Origin of the sequence: Burkholderia sp. Bp9016, assembly GCF_003857765.1 — a bacterium.
Lineage (GTDB): Bacteria > Pseudomonadota > Gammaproteobacteria > Burkholderiales > Burkholderiaceae > Burkholderia.
In genome coordinates, this window is the sequence record NZ_QTPY01000016.1 from 48,081 (window position 1) to 67,100 (window position 19,020).

A 19,020-nucleotide genomic window follows, 5' to 3' on the forward strand; every position below is an offset into this window, starting at 1 on the left:
GCTCGATACATGTCCGGGCACGGCCGAGCTACAGTTAGTCGCGCAAAAACAACAAAGCCGGCACAAGGCCGGCTTTGTTGTTCGAGAAGCATAACGTTGCACTTTGTCAGGGAAGCATATCTTTGCACTTGGGGCAAAAATATGCTTCCTGTCTCAGGCTGCCGGTTTTAAAGGAAATTCTTGGTGGAGCGGAGGAGGATCGAACTCCCGACCTTCGCATTGCGAATGTAAAAACACACCCATATATATCAATCACTTCACGAGATTTCTGCCATTTATGGCACAATTTTGGCACACTGAGTTCGAGATAACTATTTCCACCGATGGCTACCATCACCAAACGAGGCCCTTATCAGTGGCGCGCGCAAGTGCGGCGACATGGCTACCCAGCGCAAAGTAAGACGTTCGATACGAAGGCCGAAGCGGAAGCCTGGGCCAAGATGATCGAGTCGGAAATGGCTCGCGGCATCTGGGTCAGCCGCAGCGAAGCCGAAGCGACTACGCTCTATGAAGCCCTCGAGCGTTACCAAGAAGAAATTTCTGCCGCAAAAAAAGGAGCGGCTCAAGAAGTGTCGGTTTTGAAAGCATGCAAGTCTACGGAATTGGCGAAGCGGCCGCTGGCATCGATCCGCAGTGCCGACCTGGCAAAAATTCGCGACGAGTGGTTGAAGGATTACAAATCAGCGACGGTGCTGCGTCGCCTCGCAGTCCTCTCGCATGTTTTTAGCGTGGCCCGAAAGGAATGGGGCATGGAAAGCCTCTCGAACCCGGTTGAGCTCGTGCGTAAGCCGCAATCGAACAACGCGCGCACACGTCGCATTGCCATCGACAGTGGCTCAGCCAGTGCCATCGCGAACGATGACGATTCTGACCGGACCACACCAGACGGTGAACTGGAGCGCGTGGTTGCAGCGAGCAATTCAACGCTGCTGCCATCCATTATTTGGCTGGCAGTCGAAACCGCCATGCGTCGTGGGGAAATTGTTGCGATGCGTTGGGAACACATCGACCTTAAGCGGCGTGTCGCTCATCTACCGGCAACCAAGAACGGCAGTGCCCGCGATGTACCACTGTCGTCGCGTGCTATCGCGACGTTGCAAGCGCTCAAAGGATCCAGCGATACCGACCAAGGTAGCCACGACGAGCCAAGCTCCGGACCAGTTTTCCAAATACGCGGCGATGCAGTCACTAGAGCCTTTGAGCGCGCTGTCACGCGTGCCCGAAAGCTCTACATTGAAGAGTGCAGGGAAGTGGGCCGATCAATCAGCGATAAATTTCTAACAGATCTTCGCTTTCACGATTTGCGACATGAAGCCACCTCGCGCTTGGCGTCAATTTTTCCCATGCATGAGCTAACGAAGATCACCGGGCACAAAGATCCACGCATGCTCATGCGTTACTACCATCCTCGCGCAGAAGAACTAGCAAAGCGCCTAGCGTAACCATCTATGCGTGCAATGGCGGATAAAGAGATCGCGAATTTGATCTGAGCGCCTTCGCAATATATGGAAGCGAAGATCTGCGCGGAATGACTGTATTATCCGAGAAGATAAATACCTCACTCCCTTTATAAGCACGAGACGCGTTGTATTGCAGTTGATACAGAAATTTACGGCGCTCCGAGTAATACTCAAGTATCGGAGCAACCCCATCATATGAGACCACCCACTTTACACGCTTTATCTTCTGAATAGTTTTCGCGATGCGCCCATGATCCTCCGGATCGTAGTGGTTCAAATAAAGGCGACTAGCCTTCTCAAAATATGGCGGATCGCAATATATCAGAGACTTCTTCGGCAAATCCTTCACGCACGTCGCGAAAAATTTCTCCGCATCGAGATTATGAAGCGTGATCGATTCCCGGAGAGATGCAATTAACTCAACTCTTGTGATAAGCTCATTCCTCGGAAATCGAGCGTCTATCTTCCATTTCCCAGACTGATCAAGCCCACCGATCACGCCGCCAGTCAAAACGCCCGATCGATTCGTTCTATTGAGGTAAAAAGTGGCAAACCCGACCTCAAACTCGCTGTGATCTTCCGGGTGCCGCAATATTTCGCGATGTATCTTCCATTCATCTACGTTTAGAAGCGATCGCGATATTCTCGAACAAAAATCGTCAGTATGATCTAGTATAGATCGCCAAAACGAATAAACGTGATACGAAGAATCGTTCAGATGAACATGTTCAACGTGTCCATCCGCCAGAAGTTCCATAGCGACGCCCGCACCACCCGCATACGGCTCGACATAATGCCCCCCCTCAAGATCATTTGCCTTGAGCAGTTCCAGCACAAAAGGAGTGAGCTTCTGCTTCCCCCCGGGATATCGCAATGGAGTTCGATTCTGAGCCATTTCCCTCTCCCATCCTCACTTATTCATTTGCTCAAGAAGAGGGAAAATATTCGCAAACAACGTTGGAATATCACCCGGCATGATAGTAAAAGAGGCGTTATGGACAAGCTGATTCATAGAGGTCAAAGACAATATCCCGTCCTTTCGTTGAATTTCCGTGTGAGGACCGTGAAGCAATCGCTGCATCTGCTTATCAGTGCCATTTTGCGTCAAATGCGACACTATGTCTCGCAAAACATCCGAGAGCGTACGGTCACTGCCATCAGCCTTCGCCGACTTTGGCGCACCGGGCTCTGACGCATGGTCTTGGCAATATGCCTTGGCCGATATTTCAAACATACTTCGCAGCAAAAAGCAGAAAGCGATCGGATTATCTTTCAGCTTCAGCTTCATCGCCTCTTTTCGCAAAGTTTCAACTTTCGACCGGTTGGGGCCAAAGAGCTTCAGTGCTCGCAACGACCTTTTCACGGACCGCTCATCATTAGTCGCTGTAGTAGTAGGTTTTCCGTTAGACGACGAGCCAGAAGATGAGTTGGCACCCCCCGTTGCGTTCGTCGAAGTGCCACCACTAGAGGCGCCCGCAGAGTTGTTGCCAGGCTTGGTAGATGAAGTAGAGGACGAACTAGATCCCGCTGCACTACTCCCCGGGCTCGCAGTCGAAGCACCGGACGAAGGATTCCCTGCCGCACTCGCCCCACTTGGATTGCCAGCATTACTTGCAGAAGTCGCCGGAGGAACACCGAAACGTAGCGCAAAATCCGCCGACTCCCGAATACTTGTAAACGTCAGCGATTCCACACCAATGGCGTAGATTATCTCATCCAGCGGTTGCTTATAGGAAATTTTTGGATATTTTTTTGCAAGCTCCGGGCTGGAATTCACCGAAAATCTCGGCGCGACTTTCTTAATCGCCTCATCAAGAACCGTCAGATTATATCTACCAGCCCATCGCACCTTTTGCTCTGGCGTAAGATTTTCGCCATGCTTCAAATATTTTTCCAGCAAGTCCAAACCTGGCTCGGCAGCCCCATTCGCAATTTTATTATGCCGTGCACGAGCCACTGCTTCCCAAGGATCGCGACCTGCCTTCTGTCCTTTGCCGTGAGTACGCGTGACAATGCGATCGACCAAATCCGCCTCAGATTCCTTGTAGACGGTGCAGGGAATTTTTGAGTTCTCTTTTTCCCACTCTTGCGATAAATCAGCGATACGTTCAGACAGCTTGTCCGGCAAATTCAGCGAAGCCGCTTTAATTTGACCCAATATAATTTTTAGAGATGCAACACGACGATTCCCCTCTTTCACCACCTTTTTGCCGTCATCCGCCTCGAGAACAATTATGTTTTCGGTAGGAAGATAACCATCGTCGAGCAAACTTTCCATCAGACCCCAGAAATAATCTGGGCTAATGGAAATCATAGCCTTTGTTGCCTCCAACTCACTTCTTTGCGCCACCGTACGGAAATTATGCAGATCGATGGTTAAATCTTTAACAGGCAAGAGCATTGTTTTTGACATGGTCCCCGTCCAAATTTCGCATCAACTTGCTATCGATGCAGGCCCCAAAACGGCGTAAGCGGCGTTCATAGATTGAACACATTCCCCCGAAATTCGCTGCGCCATGGCGAGATACTAACTCGCTCGGAAAGAAATTAACTGCCGATCTTAACGAATCCCCGTGTTTTACTCCAGTGAAACTACTGAAAAGCTTGTCAGCCTGCGCTGAACAGCTACCTTACATCTCTCAACCGACAAGTCGTGACAAACGCGGGAGGCCCGCCTTCGCGCGCGACAGCCTCTTCCGGGCTACCAGGCTCGACGAACCGTGGAGTGTCAGCCGCTCGCTCCTCGATGACAGCACGTTCATCAGGTACATCCTCGCAACATGGAACCAGCTGTTCCGTTTCTGGCGGCGGATCATCACGTCGCTTGGCTGCCATTGCTTCGCCCAACTCGTGAAGCCCTTGCCGGCGTACTTCCTCATTGTTGAAAACTGTCATGTCGTATAACTTCCTGTCTGACGGATGCTACGGGCTTACGGTGCAGAAGGTTATTCTGCGTGTCACGTATGAAATGAATGTAAGGCGGCGTCTGATGGGAAACAGATCCAGAAAATCGTCGAAATCTCGGCACACGCTCCGTGGCGGACTGAGCCGCAAAGCGCACAACGTACAATTGCCCCTCGACAAGGCGGTTGCTCCACTTATCGCACGCATCACGCCGAACAACAGGCAGGCCGAGGTTAGCTTCGGCCCGCCTGTTGGGCATGAGGTTTGGCCGCCGTTCGACGATAGCGGAGCTAGGTCTGAATGCCCTACTTCCGACGAGTCGAGGTAACTGCCTAGCAGGACGCAAGCTACTACGTAGTTTCGCCATGTCACCGTTAGTGCGGCCGCAACGCCTCACGTATCGCGATCATCGCCTCGTTGAAGTCCGAAGCCGTCGCACGACCGGTCTCAGCCTGGTAGAAAACAACCACGAACAAGTTGGCGAGCGCCTCGGCCACCTGCGAAAGTTGTCTTGCGGAATCTTGATCAACAAAATTCAAAGCAGCCAGTTGAACGGCCGCACGATGGACGACTCGCTGCGCTTCGATATCATGTGTAGTTGCCATGCTTCACCTCTCTAGCAGGTGTTGTTACGTGGAAGTGCCGGCCGGTTGCAGCCGGCCGGTGCGCTCTCATGCATCCGGCAAAGGCTGTCGGTTGACGAATGCCGCTACCTCATCGTTCATAGGTGTCGCCGGATCTACACCGCCCACACTGCTACCGGCAAAACTGGCCGTCTCCCCACCGGCCGATCTCCGGAAATCAGAATCTCCTCGGATATCCGACGCGATTTTTCCGCCCGTGGTTTGCGCCACGCGCTCTTTAGCCGAATCCATCATCGAGACGGCCTTATCCGTCGCGATCTGGCCGGCACCCTTCGCGAGATTGGCGCCCATGTCGGTCGCAAAGCGACCAGCGTTGCTCATGAATGAGCTGAAACCACCGCTGCCCCCAGAGGCGCTGCTGACGCCAGCACTACCGCCCCCGAGACTGCCGGAGCCGGAGCCGGAGCCGCTGCTGCTGCCGCTAAACATGCCCGTCCCCTCGGTCATATTTCGTTGCGCCACTTGGAACGCCGCCTGCAGGGCTGAGGCTCCACCTGCGGCATTGGTCGCCCCGGCCAATATCGAGGAGCCAACCGATGCGGCTGCGCTCGCCGTCATGGCGGCCGCTGCCATTACTGAACCAAGGCCGACACCGCCGATCGAGCCAACACCGCCAACGCCGACGATACCTGCAACCCTGGGAGGTATCTTGTTTGTGAGATACATCAGCACGAAAGCAGCAATGACCATGACTGCCATTTCCTTGAGGTCAATGCCGGCTGTCATGCTCGAGTAGTACTCGTTGATGAACGTCTTTCCGATACCGATGAGCAGGAGCATCACCATCAGCTCCGCACCTATCGCCAACACGTGCTTGTAGAAGCTGATAGCAATATCTGAGGTCCAGCGCGATCCCCCAAAGCCGAGGAAAAATACTCCACCGTAAATCATGATCCAGGCCGACACGAAGACCAGGAGCAGATTCACGCCGACGATCGTCAAGACAATCATCACGACCAGCGCCATGAGAAGCCCTACGACACTGTCGGTCGGCGACCAAACAGACGACTGGTCAAGCGCGTTGGTAAAAATGTCGTAGCCGACTTTCACGATACCGCCGGGCGTGAAATCGGTTGTCTGCCCGATGGCCTTTGCTCCTATCATCCACATCGACTTGACGATGGCGTCCCCGATCGCAGGCCCGTTGTACAAAATCCACCAGAAGAAGCCCAGCGTGCCAAAAAATCGAATCGTCTCGGCAAAGAACTCTTGAATGTCGGCACGACGGAGCGCCATCATCGCGTACGTCCATACCATGCTGACGAGTGCCAATCCCCAGAAAAGCCACGATCCGTAGCTCACCATGACGTTGCCCCATGCGCTGGCCGCAGATTGGTATTTCGCCATCACGGAATCAACGACGTTGTCGCTCATCGGTGCGGCAAAGGCGGTAGCAACGTGAAGAAGAATCATCGCCCCGATCGCAAGCTGCTTACCGTGCGTAAAAACCTTCGCTCTCATGGTGTAGCCCTCATTGATCTTTCTTCGATGGTTGCGACGGTGCGTCGCCCCACGTCCAGTTCTTCGGCGGAGGACTGACGATATTGCTACCGTCACGCAATTGCGCGGCAGCCGCCGCTTGTTTCGCTTCCACCGATGCGTTCTTGTCGTCACACCCAGCGAGCATTGCGACAGATATGAGAGTCCAAATGACTACTTTCATGTCCATCTCCTTATTCGAAAGTCCAGTTCTTGGGAGCTGGGTGCGTGATGTTGCTGCCATTGCGCAGTTGCGCACTCGCGGCGGCTTGTTGAGCCTCGCGATCTGCAACGATCTGCGCACGCGTTGCAGTAGCAGCCTGTTGAGCGACGAGCAGCCCACGGATCTGGAGAAGTTGATTCGTTTGAGCACTGGCAAGCTGATTGGCCGCCTGGATCGCCTGCATTTGGCCCTGTGCACTCGACGCCTGGGTTTGCAATGACCGCAGGTTCGCGGCATCGGTGAGCAAGGTTTGTTGTTGCTGATCGACGCCCTTCAGTACGGCATCGTTTGCTCGCTTTTGAGCTTCAGAACCGTTTGCCTGAGCGTCGGTCAACGCTTGCCGCTGCACTTCCGAACATCCAGTCGCTGTGAAACATGGGGACGATCGGTAGTACGCCACGTCCTGGTATCGAGACAGGTAAGCATCGATGTTGCCCACCTGATTCTTGTAGTAATTCAACATGTCCTGCGCTTGCAGGAGCTTGTTGATCGTGCCGTTCACCTGATCCCACACGTAGGCCGCTGGCGCCAGCGTGTTCTGAAGCATGTTTTGGTACTGCTGCAACTGCGTTGTGTATTGCTCGATTTGCTTCTGAACCGATTGCACGTTGTTGATCGCGCTGATCGTTGTCTGCATGACGTTTGTGACATCGATCACCGGAATACCGCCAGCGTGAACCGGTTGCGATGAGATGTAGGCGATCGCTAGTGCGAGCGTCACCGTTTTAGCGGCTAAAATTTTCTTCGTCATGACGATAGTCCTTCGGTATGTGGCCCTGGAACATCGAGTAGCTTCGCCACGGCAGCTACCGGTAGGTGACCAGAGCGACACCGAAGCCCGGCCTCATTTTTGTGATGTCACGGTGTCAACACGCTTGACCGTCGATGGACCGCCAAGCGTCTATGCCTTGTCGGCTCTCCGCCTCATCGCGACCGACCTTTCTCCTTTTTCGCGCCGTCCAACGATGACAATTCACCATCGCGACGCGCCACAACCTCGCGCTGCATCCTTGCCAGCTCGATCTCCTGGCGTTCTGGCGATTGCGAATTGAAACGATCGATCCGCTGCCGCAACTCGTCTGGCAAGTTCTTCCAGGCCTTGCCTTGGTCGCCATAGCCGATTGCACGCACCTTCCGCCGATTTGCGGCGGCCTTAAATCGGCTCACTGCCTGTCGCGCCACCTGCTCGACCTGCCGACGCGCTGGATCGCCTGCGATCGGTGATGGAGCCGGGTGACGGCTCGCCGTTTGATCGCCACCTTCGATCGACAGCGCTTCGAGTTGGGACAGTGTGCGCAGACGATTCCGGGCTTGCGGAGGAGGCTCCTGCCCGACAGGCTTCACTGCCGGACGACTGGCCCGAGCAGGTTGACTGGCCGTCATGTACTGTTGCCGCAACCGCTCCATCGACGGATCATCGAACGTGATGGGAAGTCGCATATCAATGGCCGCTCCGATGACGCGCGCTTTGAACTCAGCGCTGCCAGAGACCGTTATACGGTCGCCGTACCGATCAACGGCCAGTCGTAGCGCCTGCTGCACGCCCTCCTGGCCCGCCTTTTCGGATACCTGCAAGCGGTCGCCATCATCCCGCACGGCGGTACTGCCGGCTCGATAGATGATCTTTCCCGTCTTGGTGATGTTGTCGATCACGGGGGCATAGCCAAGCTGCGGTTGTCCCTTGGCCTTGATCGTGCTCCCGTTCAGGCCTTGGGCGGCTTCTCTGGCGCGCAGCGCAGTCAGGGCCTCTGCGCTGCCCTGCAAAGCCTCTTGCTTGAGCCAGTCGGCCCACGTATGCCGGCGGTACTGCTCATAGAGGCGCTGGCACGCGACTCGATGCTGCGTGTAGATTGCTTCCAGCTCTGATTTCAGGGCACCGCCCGCTTGGGCATACAACACCTTTTTCGTCAGGCGACCACCGCCCAATAGCGTGATTGCCGCGCGCCGAGCCTGCCCCTTCCTCTTGGCGTTCTCAATCTGCTTTTCCTTCTGACGGCGCAACTCGGCCAAACCAGTCGCCCGATCGGCCGTCGCACGCTGCTGGGCAATCTGATATTTCGCGTACAACTCGATCGTGTTCACCCGAAGCCGTATAGGGTCCTTTTGGTACTGGCGCTTCGACGGGACATCGGCCTGCCGCACCGACAAGGCCTCGAATGGACCATACCGACCTTCCAGCTTCGCTTTCGAGAAGTCGCGGCCCAACGTGCTTGCCTTGATCTGCGTACCGTTGCCGGCCTCTATCACCAGCCCGTTCCCTCTTGCCCGGATTTCCAGCCCGTTGGCACGCATGACCTGGTGCATGTCAGCCCAGCTCCGCGCACCTCGAATTTCTTCCAAGCACTCGCGCTTGATCCAGCCGACCAGGCTTTCGATGCCGGAATGTCTTTCCATGTCAGCCGCCCGCGACTCGGCACCACACCGACGCGGTGCGTGGTTGTCGCATTGCAGTCCGTAGCCCCGCTCGAGGACGTCGCACAGCTCGGCCAACGTCCGGTGTGGGTAATACGGCTCATGAATGGTGTTCCGCGTCGGGTGAATCTTGTTGATGGCGATGTGTATGTGCAGGTTGTCGGTGTCGTGATGCACGGCACTGACGCGCTGGTGATCGCTAAACCCGAGGCCCGCACATATCCGGGCCTCGATAGCTTCCAGCGTCGCAGCATCGGGCTGCTCGCCGGCGCGGAAGCTGACCAGGAGGTGATAGGTCTTGTCGCTCTTGGCTCTGGTGTTCGCCTGTTGGGTGGCCAGCACCTCGATCACCGCGTCACGAACCGTGGGCGCTGCGCAATTCGTCAGCCGCACCTCCCCGATCCGGTGCTCCTTGGCCTGGTCTGCCGTGATGTACTTCACCAAGCCCGCGAAATCACTCTTGCCGAGGGAGCGCATGGGAACGTGCTTGGCAATCATGGCTCCGCCCTCGGCCGTACTACTTTTTCCATGATGCGGCTCATCTCATCCCGCATCGTTTCGATCTTGGACAACAACGCGTGGATCGTGGCCGGAGTGAACCCCGCCACGCGGGCATCGTTCGTGAGCCAGAGTTTCAAGAGGCCTCCAAGACGACCCAGATCGCCATTCACGCGAACCATCTCGCGCACCTGCGCTGCGTCGATCACGCCTTGGATGCGATAGCCCATCCCGACCAAGCGCAAATAGGTCGATGTGCTGTGTCCACCTGCATTCGCCATCGCCTCAATTTCGGCACGTTCTTCCGGCAAGCAGTAGACCTTGATCGGCGAGCAACCCTTCCGGGTCACGTCCTTCGCTTTGATTTCCACAAATGTCCCCATTACTCGTTGCCGGCTCTGCCGACTTGCCTCGCAAAGCGGGATTTCCGTTGAGCACCGAAGGTGCGAATAAGGAAAGTGAAGTAGGAACGCCGGCTTGCCGGTGGGACTACTTCACACATCCTGCCCGCTAAACCCATCTGTTTTCTCCATGCATAGACTTGCAAAACGCTGCAATTGCATTTGCATTTCCTAGGTCGAATCTGCGAAGAACTCTGTTTCTCGCTGGAACAGCCGGTCCTTTCCGGTAAGACGCCAGCGATGGACGACGCCGATCCGCCCTTCGCTCTTTCTAACGATCGTCGCGAATCTCTGAACCAGCATCGAGAATGCGAGCGACTGCTTCGATAGGGAAATACACACGACGCCCGATGTACACCTTGTGGGCGTTGAGACATCGTGCCCATTCGCTCGTCGGTTTTAGCAACGCCATTCGCAGCCCCTCCGGCTTGCGACTCAGGGTTGTCGCAAGTTGCTCCAGCGTCATGACCGCACCGTACTGCTCTTTCAGGATGTCGAATGTTGTACGCACACACTTGGCCAGACTGGTGTTGATTGATGTCGATATGTGAATTCTTGGGTAAGCAGGGATAGAATTGCAGCGCGAGTAACTAGGGGTTTTCTTACTAGGACTTAAAGACCTATGGCACGGCCTGCTAGGACTGATTCAGAGAAGAAGCGAGGTGGAATGCGTGCGGCCGCACTACTGCACGCACTCGCTCGTCACGTCGGCGCCGAGAATCCATATCAGTTCGCCACGCGTTTCGATGCTCGGATGAACAGCACTACGCACACGTCTGGCAAGTGGCGATTGAATTTCGGAGGCGGTCAAGCCTTGTCGATCAATCAGCTCAAGCTGCTATCTCAATTTGACGCCAGAGCTAACTTGTTGCACGAACGCGGCCCGGCCGATCTATGGATTGCGTTGTGGGGCGATGCGCATGATCTTTGGCAACTCTGTAGATCTCGCCTTTGCCACATGGGGCCGAGTCTTGATGACCGAATCTGGTCAGAGGTCGCTGACGAATTCGCCGACGAGAAAGCGTTCGATGTGACGCTTGCTGATTTCGAGGGTGAGGTTTTGTTGGCGGAGGCCAACCAAGCGCTACTTCCGTTACGTTACCTTTCCGAGGCCGTGGCGTTGCATCGCTTGTTTCAGACGATGAGCACACTAGCCTTGCTCAGTTTCGACGGCGTGGGAACTTACCGTTGCGTGCGTATTTGTCTCGACAACGCCAACGTGACGGCTGAGCTATCGCACCACGGCATATTGGAGAGCATACGAGACGAGCTGGCTGCTATCGTGACGCGACCGGAGGCTACAGTACCTGCTGAAGAGCGGTGGGAAACACTGAGGTCCAGGCTCGATTGGATTGGCTAGCCACCGCGAGAAATTTTAGCGGCTAAAACACCCGCACATTCTTGACAGATGAGGGACAAGAGCCAATGAACAGCTGTAGCCGAGTTCGCGCCTCAGACGCATGACGCGACATCGGTCCCTCAAGTGTCAAGTAACACGGATGAGTTGTATAACGCTGGACTAGACCAAACAGACAGCGCCAGATCGTCTGACTTAGATCGGCCTAAGCGGCCGATAGCCGTGCAGCGCCTAAAGACCGGTCTGAGTCATTCGCAGCCAGGGGGCTGAGCGGCCACCGTCACCGGACATTCACTGGGTAGCAGCTCGTTTGACAGCTGAGCGCCGACACCGGGCACCCGCCACAGCACGACCGCGGAGTGGTCGTCAACGACCGACTCAGCGCGGCGCCAAAGGCGGTACGATGCGACCGCAGATGAGCAACTGCCCATGGCCGAAGGCAGCTGCGTGAGCCGAAGGATCTCCGCTACAGCGGGCTCTCCGCCTGGGTCGCCTAGTTTGCGTCTTGGGCGCTACTCGTGCCGAGAGCCGGGCTTCGCCCGAGGCTGCCTGACGGCACTCAGCGGGTGTGCCGGCAGATCTTGACGTCGCCTTGCTGCAGTGCGACTGAGTTCAGTCAACGCGCCGCAGTGTGTTGTTGGCCAGCGGCGCGGCCAACAAGTGGCTGGGCCCGCCGTGTTCCTTAGAGCTCGCCAGCAGGATCTTGAATGCGGCCCGGCTGGCGCCGAGGTATACGCGCGACACATAGCGCCTTCGCGTGCCTTGGCCCTGGTCCTCGTCGTAGTCCGCACTATCCGCATGGATGAGGAACACGGTGTGGAACTGCAACCCTGCCACAAATTCCGGCATGCTGAAGACACATTTGCTCTTGGCGTAGCGCAGCTCCTTGAGGTCTTCGCGGGTGGTGATTGGCACGAATTTTTCGCGGACCCGGCCGGCGACTTGGATCTTGTCGAACAGCGCCTCGTTCAGGCACAGCACCGCCACCTGGCTGCCGCCACCGTCGATGTCGCGCGCCAAGCGGGTAGCCTGCTCAAAGACGTTGTCGACTAGGCTGATATCAGTTTCGTAGACGGTCAGGGTCGGCGTTTCGCCGTCGTCCTGCTGCGACTCGGCCACGTAAGTGGCGTACTCGCCCTCCAGGTCCATGGCCGGGAAGGAAGCGTCGAGGTCGCGCAAGAATGCGGTGATCTGAGGTGTCGAGCGATAGACCTGCTTAAGTTCGGTAAGCACGGATTCGCCAACGCCCGGGTTGCGGAATTTCTCCATCCCGCCGCTGAAGGCGACGTCGTTGGTTCCTTGCTTGATGTCGTACGCCATGAGCAAAGGCCAGCGGCCGCCGACCTGCGCCCGCGTTTTAAACAGGTTATGGAGCAACATGGCCTCGGCGCGCGTAAAGTAGTGATATTCGTCGACGAACACTAGGTCAAAGCCATCACGCTCGCGCAAGGCCCCCCACTCGTGCGTGCCGAGGTAGCCGCCAAAGTCCGCGATCATCTGATCCATGCCCAGCATCTTCGCCGCCCGCAGCAGCGCCCGGTAGATGTCGTGGATTTCCAGGACCACGCGGCGATGGGCTTCGCTTGGTAGAACCATTTGCCAAGGCTCCCTAGAAGCGGCACGCGCATAGCGGTTAGCCTCGTGGGTGTCCTTCTTGATAGCTTCCAGGTCCAATACACAAGCAAACTCGTTCATTAGTTCGTCAATGAGCGAGGCGTCTTCGCCGCGATTCTTCAGGCGCTTTTGAAAATCCGGACAACCGGGGAACAAGTCCAGCACGATCCGAGGATCAGTCACAACTTGGTCAATGGCCTGCTCGATGAGGATCCGCTGGTATTCTCGTCCGTCACGGCCGTCCAGCGACAAGGGCCTCAAGCCCTTTTTCTCGTAACCCAGCTTCTCTTGCGCCAGCTCGTAGATGGTGCCGATCCACAGCCTGGATTGTCCGGAGGGCGTCCTCAACGATGTCCAGCGCTCCGTGGGGTCCAGTGCGTGCAGCATGCCTCGCACGGCCGTATGGGCCAATGCCGAGCTGTGGGTCAAGAATGCGAACGTTTTGTCGCTGTCAGCGTCGGCGTACAGATCGCGCAGGCACTTCACCACCATCGCTTGCGTCTTGCCAGTGCCGGCGGCGCCACGTAGCCGCACGGGCCGATCATGCGGACGATCGACAAATTCAAGTTGTTCCTGATTCAGGCGCTGTTCGTACCACTCCTGCAATGTCCCCGTACTCGCCAGCCGGACTGCCAAGGGCTCCGACAGCAGAACGCCGAAGTTGCCGACAGGGGGGGCTGCCGGCGGGTCCGCCAAAATGGCATCGCAGATGCCCTCTATCGCGCGCTGATACAGCGCATTGTCCTCCGGCACTCCATCGAGGTCTTTTGGGCTGCTAGTCACAGCAAACGCGTAGAGATTGCCGGTGCCGTCCGGTGATTGGTCGAAGTAGACCCGTTGCTGGGCGTCCCGGGAGGACTGTGCGAAAACCGAAAGCCGAGAGCCGCTGTGGTACGGCTGCCACTGAACGGGAATCGCAATGCTGCGGTCGAAGTGGCGCAATGCCACGCGGATCACCCGCTCGAACGCCGTGCGTGGCTTGGCAAGCCCGGACGCAGGCGTGAACACGGTGGTGTTGATTACCAGGTAGCCATCATCCAGGTCTGCATCGTCGGACAGCAGATAGACGATGTCATTCGATTCCACACGGCGTAGGCCATCGGTATTCTGTGGCACCTCGAATTTCTGGAGCCAGGCATCCTCGATGAATGCCCGGTCCAGAATGCTGATTGCTTTCTGGTCAATGACGAGGGCGGATACGGTCATCGTCATGGTCAAGCCTCCTGCTCGTTTTTCTTGAAGAATTCCTCGACCGTCAGTTCGGTCGCTGTTTCGCAGGCGGATTCGAAAGTCTTGGGCATGCCGATGCGCGAGAACAGGAATGCTAGCTTTTGAGTGATCGAGAAACGGATGCCGTCATTGAGGCGCCCCAGGCGATGGAAGGCATCCGGGCGGTCATGAATGCGCGCGTCCTGCTCGGTGAGATACAGTTCGGAGGCAAAGATGGTCCACATCGAACGCAGCATCACCACAAAGCCGAGACCGGCCTGTCGGGGCAGCTCTGGAAGCACGAAATAGTCTTGGAAGCCGCCGCTGTCCTTGAAGGCATTGCGCACGCTTTCCTGCTGGTTTTTTTCTTCGACACCGAAGAGTGTCCAAGCAGCTTTCAAGCGGCTGAAAGCGCTCTGGGTTTCGTCGGCGCTGACCGTGAGTGCGAACGCCTGGAGGTCGCGCAGCGGCTTGCCATTTTCGGTTGGCGCCTCGCCGGTGGCGCTCGCCAGGATTTCTTCGGCAGTCTTGCTGCGCAACCATTGCACCAGTGACTCATGTGTCAGTGACGCAAGGCCCAGTTGCCGTTTGCGGATCTGGCTATTGAGATGCTCGCATATTGCCTTGGAACGCTTCTCAGATAGCTTGCGCAACTGCTCCTGCGCCCACGGGCCTTCGATATAGACAGGCATGGGCACGATTTCCAGCCAGGTGTAGCGTTCGCCCGCTTTCCTTAGGGCGATATCGCAATCGGCCGTGATCAGGATTCCCAGCTTCTCAGCTTCGCCGGTCTTGGGATTAAGCTTGCGGATGATGTCGCCTTGGCGCACATCTTCGGTGTCTTCGATCTGCGTGAAAAAGCCCGTCATGTACCTTGTCTCTGGTCTGGATGGGGCAGCTACGCCCGTTTGTAAGCAAATGTTACATGATGGTAGCTCTCGCGTGTTGCAGCTTCGGCACAAAATCGAGCGATCAATAATCCTTGCGTTGAGGTGAGTTCAAACAGCAGAGAGACGGTCTCGAGCGCGGCTCGAGCGTTGCGTGAGAGGCCAATCGACGGCTGCACCTCGTACAGCCGGTATTCGGGGCATCGCATGTCGGCTGGTTCAAGGACCGCTTAGCACCAGACAGCGCAAATAAGCTCGTCAGCGACCACCGACAGCAACGGCCGCATACTGACCGCTGGCTTCGAGATAGTGAACAACTAGTGACGGTCAAGCGATCTCGGACCTGATCTGATGCTGACTGAGAGATCAGGTGTCGACTTACGCAGATGAGTTGACGGCGATGCCGACAGCAATACCGACCAATCCCTGGCGTTCAACATCAAACGCGAGAAATGATGACTCGCTCGGACAAGCCCCCCCACCACTTATCCCCAGGCTGGAGGCCCCTTCCTACTTGTTGAATACATGGAAGGCTATTTGAAAGACTACTTGCCCACGCACATTCACGGTCGAGATTGATTTCAAATCAAACACTTGGAAGTCTGTCGAGCGCCCTCCGTATCGGTGTTTCAGCGCTGCCGTATCGGTACTTCAGCGCAAGCGTATCGGTGTTTCTGCGCGCAGCTTCGTTGTGCAAACGCCCGCGGCACGAACTCCCACAACGGCTCGCACCTGCTGACCTTGGTATCGGTGTTTCAGCGTGGATAAGTTGCGCCGTCCACAGACCTATCCACACACGAATCACTGCGACACCGAGATCGGGATGATGTGAGGAGGGCTAGGAATCAAGCTCAGCCCATCCCTCCCGGACGATACCTTTGCTGCCGGGTACAACATGCACACGTCCTTCAGACAGCGATTGAATTCCGCGCGGAAGTGCGCCATACCCTGCGGAGTGAGGGCGTACCCTGCGCCAAACTGCATGCGCAATGCTTCCCATGGAATCCGCACCCTCCCTCGCAGAATGAACATTCGCCATGTAAGCCAGAGGTACAGGTCGATCGCCAATGGCGCACGCAGAGCATGCAATACACGCAGGTCGAACGGCACCGCGTAGTCCATGCACTGTCGGTAGAAGGCTTCCGACAGCGTCACAGTGCTCTCCCACATTGATTGCTCGTGTGGCCTGTTAGGGTTCCAGAGCAACATCCCGCTGTCGGAAAGACTGACGTTTTTGTAGGCGAAGTCATCTCCGTGGTTTGCCTTCAACGTTACGAACGTGCTGAACAATTTTGTCGCCTGAATCTTCAGCCGCGTGGTGTCGCCGCGGCGGCCGCCGCTGTTTGATAGCCCGAGTTTTCCGGCGAACTCGTTGAGGCTTCGACCAAGTGTCAGCTCGCGCGATTTGGTCCGCTTGGCCTCGCGCGTCAACCAGGCAGAGATAAGCCGAGGAAATTTTCCATATGGCAGACCGATCTCGGGATCGACCAGCATCGTGACGGTAGCGATGCCGTTGTCGCATCTGAAATGAGCACCATCAACCTTTTTATGAGGCATGGACGCCCAGATCATCGCTCGCGCCATGTATCCGATTTGCCCTGATGCAGCAGCGTCTTCTTCCTGAATCGCCAGCGCCGTGGAAATCAGGCTGGAAACCTTCGTCGAGCTGGATTTCGGCGGACCACTTCGCGCGTCCACTTCGCCCCCCAGCTCGTGCAGGGTGACTTGAGAGTCGTCCACGGATCACCTCCGGCTATCCGTGGCAGCGGCGGCATTTTGAGATTGCACCGTCTGCCGCGCCGTGCCCTGACGACGTCGCGCCACTTGCTCCGCTTTCGTTGGCCGACCTCGGCGCGATCGTTGCAACTCGGCAACATCGCAAGCTGTCGGTGCCGTCCCTCCTTCGACATGGGCGGCAAGCCAGCTCTCGACGTCCTCAAGCCGCCAAAGCAGCCGTTTGGTGTTTGGCAGACGACAAATTGGGGGAAGCGACTGCGGGTTGCGAGTAGCGTCGCTGCGGATGCTTGCGACAGACTTATGGAGGTAGTTGGAAAGTTGTTCTACGGTGAGCAGAGATTTCATGGGCGAACCACTCCGATCCCGGCTGGTCGATGACCAGCCAAGTTCGGATGAGTCCGCGGTTCCGTACCTTGCCCAGATGGACGAAGACTTTACGCTTATCGCTACTTGCCCAAATTAGCAGCGAGCACTTGTACGGCGGGGTTGTCCCCCATGTTCGCCTCGCTCTCCAAGCTATGCTGTCCCGTTAGTTTCCGGCCTCATCCTGACCGGCGGAAGTCATAAACCTGGCGATTGCCTTCGGCATCCTTTCTGGCTCACCCACCAATCCGCTTATGGCGGGGGCTGCTGAACAGTCCGTGGCTCCACGCTTTGTGGACAAGGTCCAGTTTGCTAGACCCCTTGCCCTTTGCTTTTGTCTCGTAGCCGTTCTGTACGTCTTCAGCGCGATTACCAAGGATCGTACCCGCAATTTGCTGCAATGTCATGCGCGCGGTGCGGGGCAAGCGGTGCAACCCTGGCACAAATTTGGCACACATGGCGTGCCAAAACCTGCTTCCAAATGCAAAACAACGCACTACATCGTGAGACGTAGTGCGTTGTTTTTACTGGAATTTATGGTGGAGCGGAGGAGGATCGAACTCCCGACCTTCGCATTGCGAACGCGACGCTCTCCCAGCTGAGCTACCGCCCCAACAGACAACCATCATACACACGCATTTCCGCGCTTGGCAATAGGGGTTCGCTACCCAAATGCGTCACTTCGACGGTGCGCCCGCGAGCACCCATTCGACCACGGAACGCAGATCCGCATCGCTCATGCGCGGGTGCGCCGGCATCGGAATCGCCCCCCACACACCCGAGCCGCCGTCCTTCACTTTCTTCGACAGCTTCGCGACGGCCTGCGGATCGGACTTGTAGCGCGCGGCGATGTCCTTGAACGACGGGCCGACGAGCTTGCGGTCCACTGCGTGGCAGCCCATGCAGGCGTTGCCGCGCGCGACCCTCAGGCCATCGGCGACATCGGCATGCGCGGTGCCGAGCGCACCGGCCGCGAGTGCCGCAGCCGCGGCGCCCTGCACCATCCAGTGTTTGATCTGTATCAGCTTCATTGCGGCGTCGCCTTCGGGTTGCCCGGGTGCACGCTCGACGAATTCGAGATCGGCGCGGGCGGTTGCAGCGGGGTGGACTGGACCGACGCATCGGGCACCGCACCGACCGTCGCGGAATCTGCGGGTGCGGCGGCGGCCTGCGCGCCGGACGCATCGCTCGGCGACGCAGCCTGCAACGCCTGCGCGTCCTGCGGCTGGATGTACTGGAACACCTTCACGACCTTCTCGACGCCCGGCACCTGGCTCGCCGCATCGGCGCCGCGATTGCCTTCGTCGACCGTCACGAGGCCCATCAGGTAGATATTGCCGCGCTCGCTGACGACCTTGTAGTAGTTCGCCGACACCCCCTTCGTCGCGATCAGCTCGGACTTCACCCGCCCTTCGAGATACGAGTCGTTCGCGCGCGACGACAGCGACGACGCCGGCTCGACCGACAGCTCGTTGACGATCCCGTTCACGTTGTTGATGCCGCGCACGATCTCTTCGGCGCGCTGCTTCGATGCATCGTTCGGCACTTCGCCCGTCAGCAGCACGCGGCGGTTGAACACCGTCACGTTCACGTGCGACTGATCCGGCAGCCCGTTGTTGATCTGCGTGAGCGACTTGACCTGGATCTCGCGATCCTCCGTCTGCGCGCCGAGCGTACGGCGGTCGGTCGCGATCAGCGCGCCGCCGCCTGCCGCAGCACCCAGCACGCCGAGCACGCAGCCCTGCAGCGACACGGCAAGGCCCGCCGTCAGCGCGACGAGCAACGTGGTTCTGACGAGCGTCCCTTTGACGCGGCTTTGATTCATCGACGGC

17 protein-coding genes and 1 tRNA gene are annotated in these 19,020 nt (G+C 57.2%); 2 read left to right on the top strand and 16 right to left on the bottom strand.

All coding sequences use genetic code 11. From position 1 onward, the window contains the following. Positions 1-323: 323 nt before the first annotated feature. Entirely contained in the window at positions 324-1,442 is a 1,119-nt protein-coding gene (locus tag DIE13_RS20210) for a site-specific integrase (protein ID WP_124828747.1), read from the top strand. Positions 1,443-1,446: 4 nt separating this feature from the next. Here the strand turns inward: DIE13_RS20210 and DIE13_RS20215 are convergent, their stop codons facing one another. From DIE13_RS20215 to DIE13_RS20255, 9 genes are all read right to left on the bottom strand, one after another. After that, complete coding sequence (locus DIE13_RS20215) at positions 1,447-2,355, bottom strand: DNA adenine methylase (protein WP_124828748.1); 909 nt, start codon at positions 2,353-2,355, stop codon at positions 1,447-1,449. A 15-nt stretch (positions 2,356-2,370) separates the two neighbouring features. Next, on the bottom strand, positions 2,371-3,873 hold the full coding sequence (locus DIE13_RS20220; RefSeq protein ID WP_124828749.1) for a hypothetical protein: 1,503 nt from the start codon (positions 3,871-3,873) through the stop codon (positions 2,371-2,373). An 865-nt stretch (positions 3,874-4,738) separates the two neighbouring features. Then, positions 4,739-4,969, bottom strand: a complete 231-nt coding sequence (locus tag DIE13_RS20225; protein WP_124828750.1) for a type I toxin-antitoxin system ptaRNA1 family toxin — start codon at positions 4,967-4,969, stop codon at positions 4,739-4,741. Between the two features lie 66 nt (positions 4,970-5,035). Next, positions 5,036-6,469 carry a P-type conjugative transfer protein TrbL gene (gene trbL, locus DIE13_RS20230; protein WP_124828751.1) on the bottom strand — a complete coding sequence of 478 codons (1,434 nt, stop codon included), beginning with the start codon at positions 6,467-6,469 and terminating at the stop codon, positions 5,036-5,038. 10 nt (positions 6,470-6,479) lie between these two features. Continuing rightward, on the bottom strand, positions 6,480-6,671 hold the full coding sequence (locus DIE13_RS20235; protein WP_124828752.1) for a hypothetical protein: 192 nt from the start codon (positions 6,669-6,671) through the stop codon (positions 6,480-6,482). 10 nt (positions 6,672-6,681) lie between these two features. Continuing rightward, complete coding sequence (gene trbJ, locus DIE13_RS20240; protein ID WP_124828753.1) at positions 6,682-7,461, bottom strand: P-type conjugative transfer protein TrbJ; 780 nt, start codon at positions 7,459-7,461, stop codon at positions 6,682-6,684. A gap of 173 nt (positions 7,462-7,634) precedes the next feature. Further along, positions 7,635-9,620, bottom strand: a complete 1,986-nt coding sequence (traI, locus tag DIE13_RS20245; RefSeq protein WP_124828754.1) for a TraI/MobA(P) family conjugative relaxase — start codon at positions 9,618-9,620, stop codon at positions 7,635-7,637. After that, complete coding sequence (gene traJ, locus DIE13_RS20250; protein WP_124828755.1) at positions 9,617-10,003, bottom strand: conjugal transfer transcriptional regulator TraJ; 387 nt, start codon at positions 10,001-10,003, stop codon at positions 9,617-9,619. The genes traI and traJ overlap by 4 nt, the downstream gene beginning before the upstream one ends. 289 nt (positions 10,004-10,292) lie before the next feature. After that, positions 10,293-10,532 (bottom strand): hypothetical protein, encoded by a 240-nt coding sequence (locus tag DIE13_RS20255; RefSeq protein WP_124828756.1) that lies wholly within the window; start codon positions 10,530-10,532, stop codon positions 10,293-10,295. Between the two features lie 156 nt (positions 10,533-10,688). Between DIE13_RS20255 and DIE13_RS20260 the strand changes: the two genes are divergently transcribed. Next, on the top strand, positions 10,689-11,381 hold the full coding sequence (locus tag DIE13_RS20260; protein ID WP_175787111.1) for a hypothetical protein: 693 nt from the start codon (positions 10,689-10,691) through the stop codon (positions 11,379-11,381). A 609-nt stretch (positions 11,382-11,990) separates the two neighbouring features. Here DIE13_RS20260 and DIE13_RS20265 read toward each other — a convergent pair. From DIE13_RS20265 to DIE13_RS20295, 7 genes are all read right to left on the bottom strand, one after another. Beyond that, the gene (locus DIE13_RS20265) at positions 11,991-14,204 is read right to left on the bottom strand and encodes a UvrD-helicase domain-containing protein (protein ID WP_124828758.1); all 2,214 of its coding nucleotides are present in this window, start codon (positions 14,202-14,204) and stop codon (positions 11,991-11,993) included. Between the two features lie 2 nt (positions 14,205-14,206). Next, entirely contained in the window at positions 14,207-15,070 is an 864-nt protein-coding gene (locus DIE13_RS20270; RefSeq protein ID WP_124828759.1) for a hypothetical protein, read from the bottom strand. A gap of 819 nt (positions 15,071-15,889) precedes the next feature. Further along, positions 15,890-16,828, bottom strand: a complete 939-nt coding sequence (locus DIE13_RS20275; protein ID WP_124828760.1) for a replication protein RepA — start codon at positions 16,826-16,828, stop codon at positions 15,890-15,892. A 3-nt stretch (positions 16,829-16,831) separates the two neighbouring features. Then, complete coding sequence (locus tag DIE13_RS20280; protein WP_124828761.1) at positions 16,832-17,170, bottom strand: DNA-binding protein; 339 nt, start codon at positions 17,168-17,170, stop codon at positions 16,832-16,834. Between the two features lie 555 nt (positions 17,171-17,725). Then, positions 17,726-17,801 (bottom strand) — tRNA-Ala (locus tag DIE13_RS20285). 64 nt (positions 17,802-17,865) lie between these two features. Next, on the bottom strand, positions 17,866-18,219 hold the full coding sequence (locus DIE13_RS20290) for a c-type cytochrome (protein WP_124828762.1): 354 nt from the start codon (positions 18,217-18,219) through the stop codon (positions 17,866-17,868). After that, on the bottom strand, positions 18,216-19,013 hold the full coding sequence (locus tag DIE13_RS20295) for a BON domain-containing protein (RefSeq protein WP_124828763.1): 798 nt from the start codon (positions 19,011-19,013) through the stop codon (positions 18,216-18,218). The genes DIE13_RS20290 and DIE13_RS20295 overlap by 4 nt, the downstream gene beginning before the upstream one ends. Between the last annotated feature and the right edge of the window lie 7 nt (positions 19,014-19,020).

Bases quoted from the DNA above. Each gene is read 5' to 3' on its own strand.
- traI (WP_124828754.1), bottom strand. From the start codon at position 9,620: ATGATTGCCAAGCACGTTCCCATGCGCTCCCTCGGCAAGAGTGATTTC.
- DIE13_RS20290 (WP_124828762.1), bottom strand. From the start codon at position 18,219: ATGAAGCTGATACAGATCAAACACTGGATGGTGCAGGGCGCCGCGGCT.
- DIE13_RS20215 (WP_124828748.1), bottom strand. From the start codon at position 2,355: ATGGCTCAGAATCGAACTCCATTGCGATATCCCGGGGGGAAGCAGAAG.
- trbL (WP_124828751.1), bottom strand. From the start codon at position 6,469: ATGAGAGCGAAGGTTTTTACGCACGGTAAGCAGCTTGCGATCGGGGCG.
- DIE13_RS20265 (WP_124828758.1), bottom strand. From the start codon at position 14,204: ATGACGATGACCGTATCCGCCCTCGTCATTGACCAGAAAGCAATCAGC.
- DIE13_RS20235 (WP_124828752.1), bottom strand. From the start codon at position 6,671: ATGAAAGTAGTCATTTGGACTCTCATATCTGTCGCAATGCTCGCTGGG.
- DIE13_RS20210 (WP_124828747.1), top strand. From the start codon at position 324: ATGGCTACCATCACCAAACGAGGCCCTTATCAGTGGCGCGCGCAAGTG.
- DIE13_RS20295 (WP_124828763.1), bottom strand. From the start codon at position 19,013: ATGAATCAAAGCCGCGTCAAAGGGACGCTCGTCAGAACCACGTTGCTC.
- DIE13_RS20270 (WP_124828759.1), bottom strand. From the start codon at position 15,070: ATGACGGGCTTTTTCACGCAGATCGAAGACACCGAAGATGTGCGCCAA.
- DIE13_RS20260 (WP_175787111.1), top strand. From the start codon at position 10,689: ATGCGTGCGGCCGCACTACTGCACGCACTCGCTCGTCACGTCGGCGCC.
- DIE13_RS20225 (WP_124828750.1), bottom strand. From the start codon at position 4,969: ATGGCAACTACACATGATATCGAAGCGCAGCGAGTCGTCCATCGTGCG.
- DIE13_RS20280 (WP_124828761.1), bottom strand. From the start codon at position 17,170: ATGAAATCTCTGCTCACCGTAGAACAACTTTCCAACTACCTCCATAAG.
- DIE13_RS20220 (WP_124828749.1), bottom strand. From the start codon at position 3,873: ATGTCAAAAACAATGCTCTTGCCTGTTAAAGATTTAACCATCGATCTG.
- trbJ (WP_124828753.1), bottom strand. From the start codon at position 7,461: ATGACGAAGAAAATTTTAGCCGCTAAAACGGTGACGCTCGCACTAGCG.
- traJ (WP_124828755.1), bottom strand. From the start codon at position 10,003: ATGGGGACATTTGTGGAAATCAAAGCGAAGGACGTGACCCGGAAGGGT.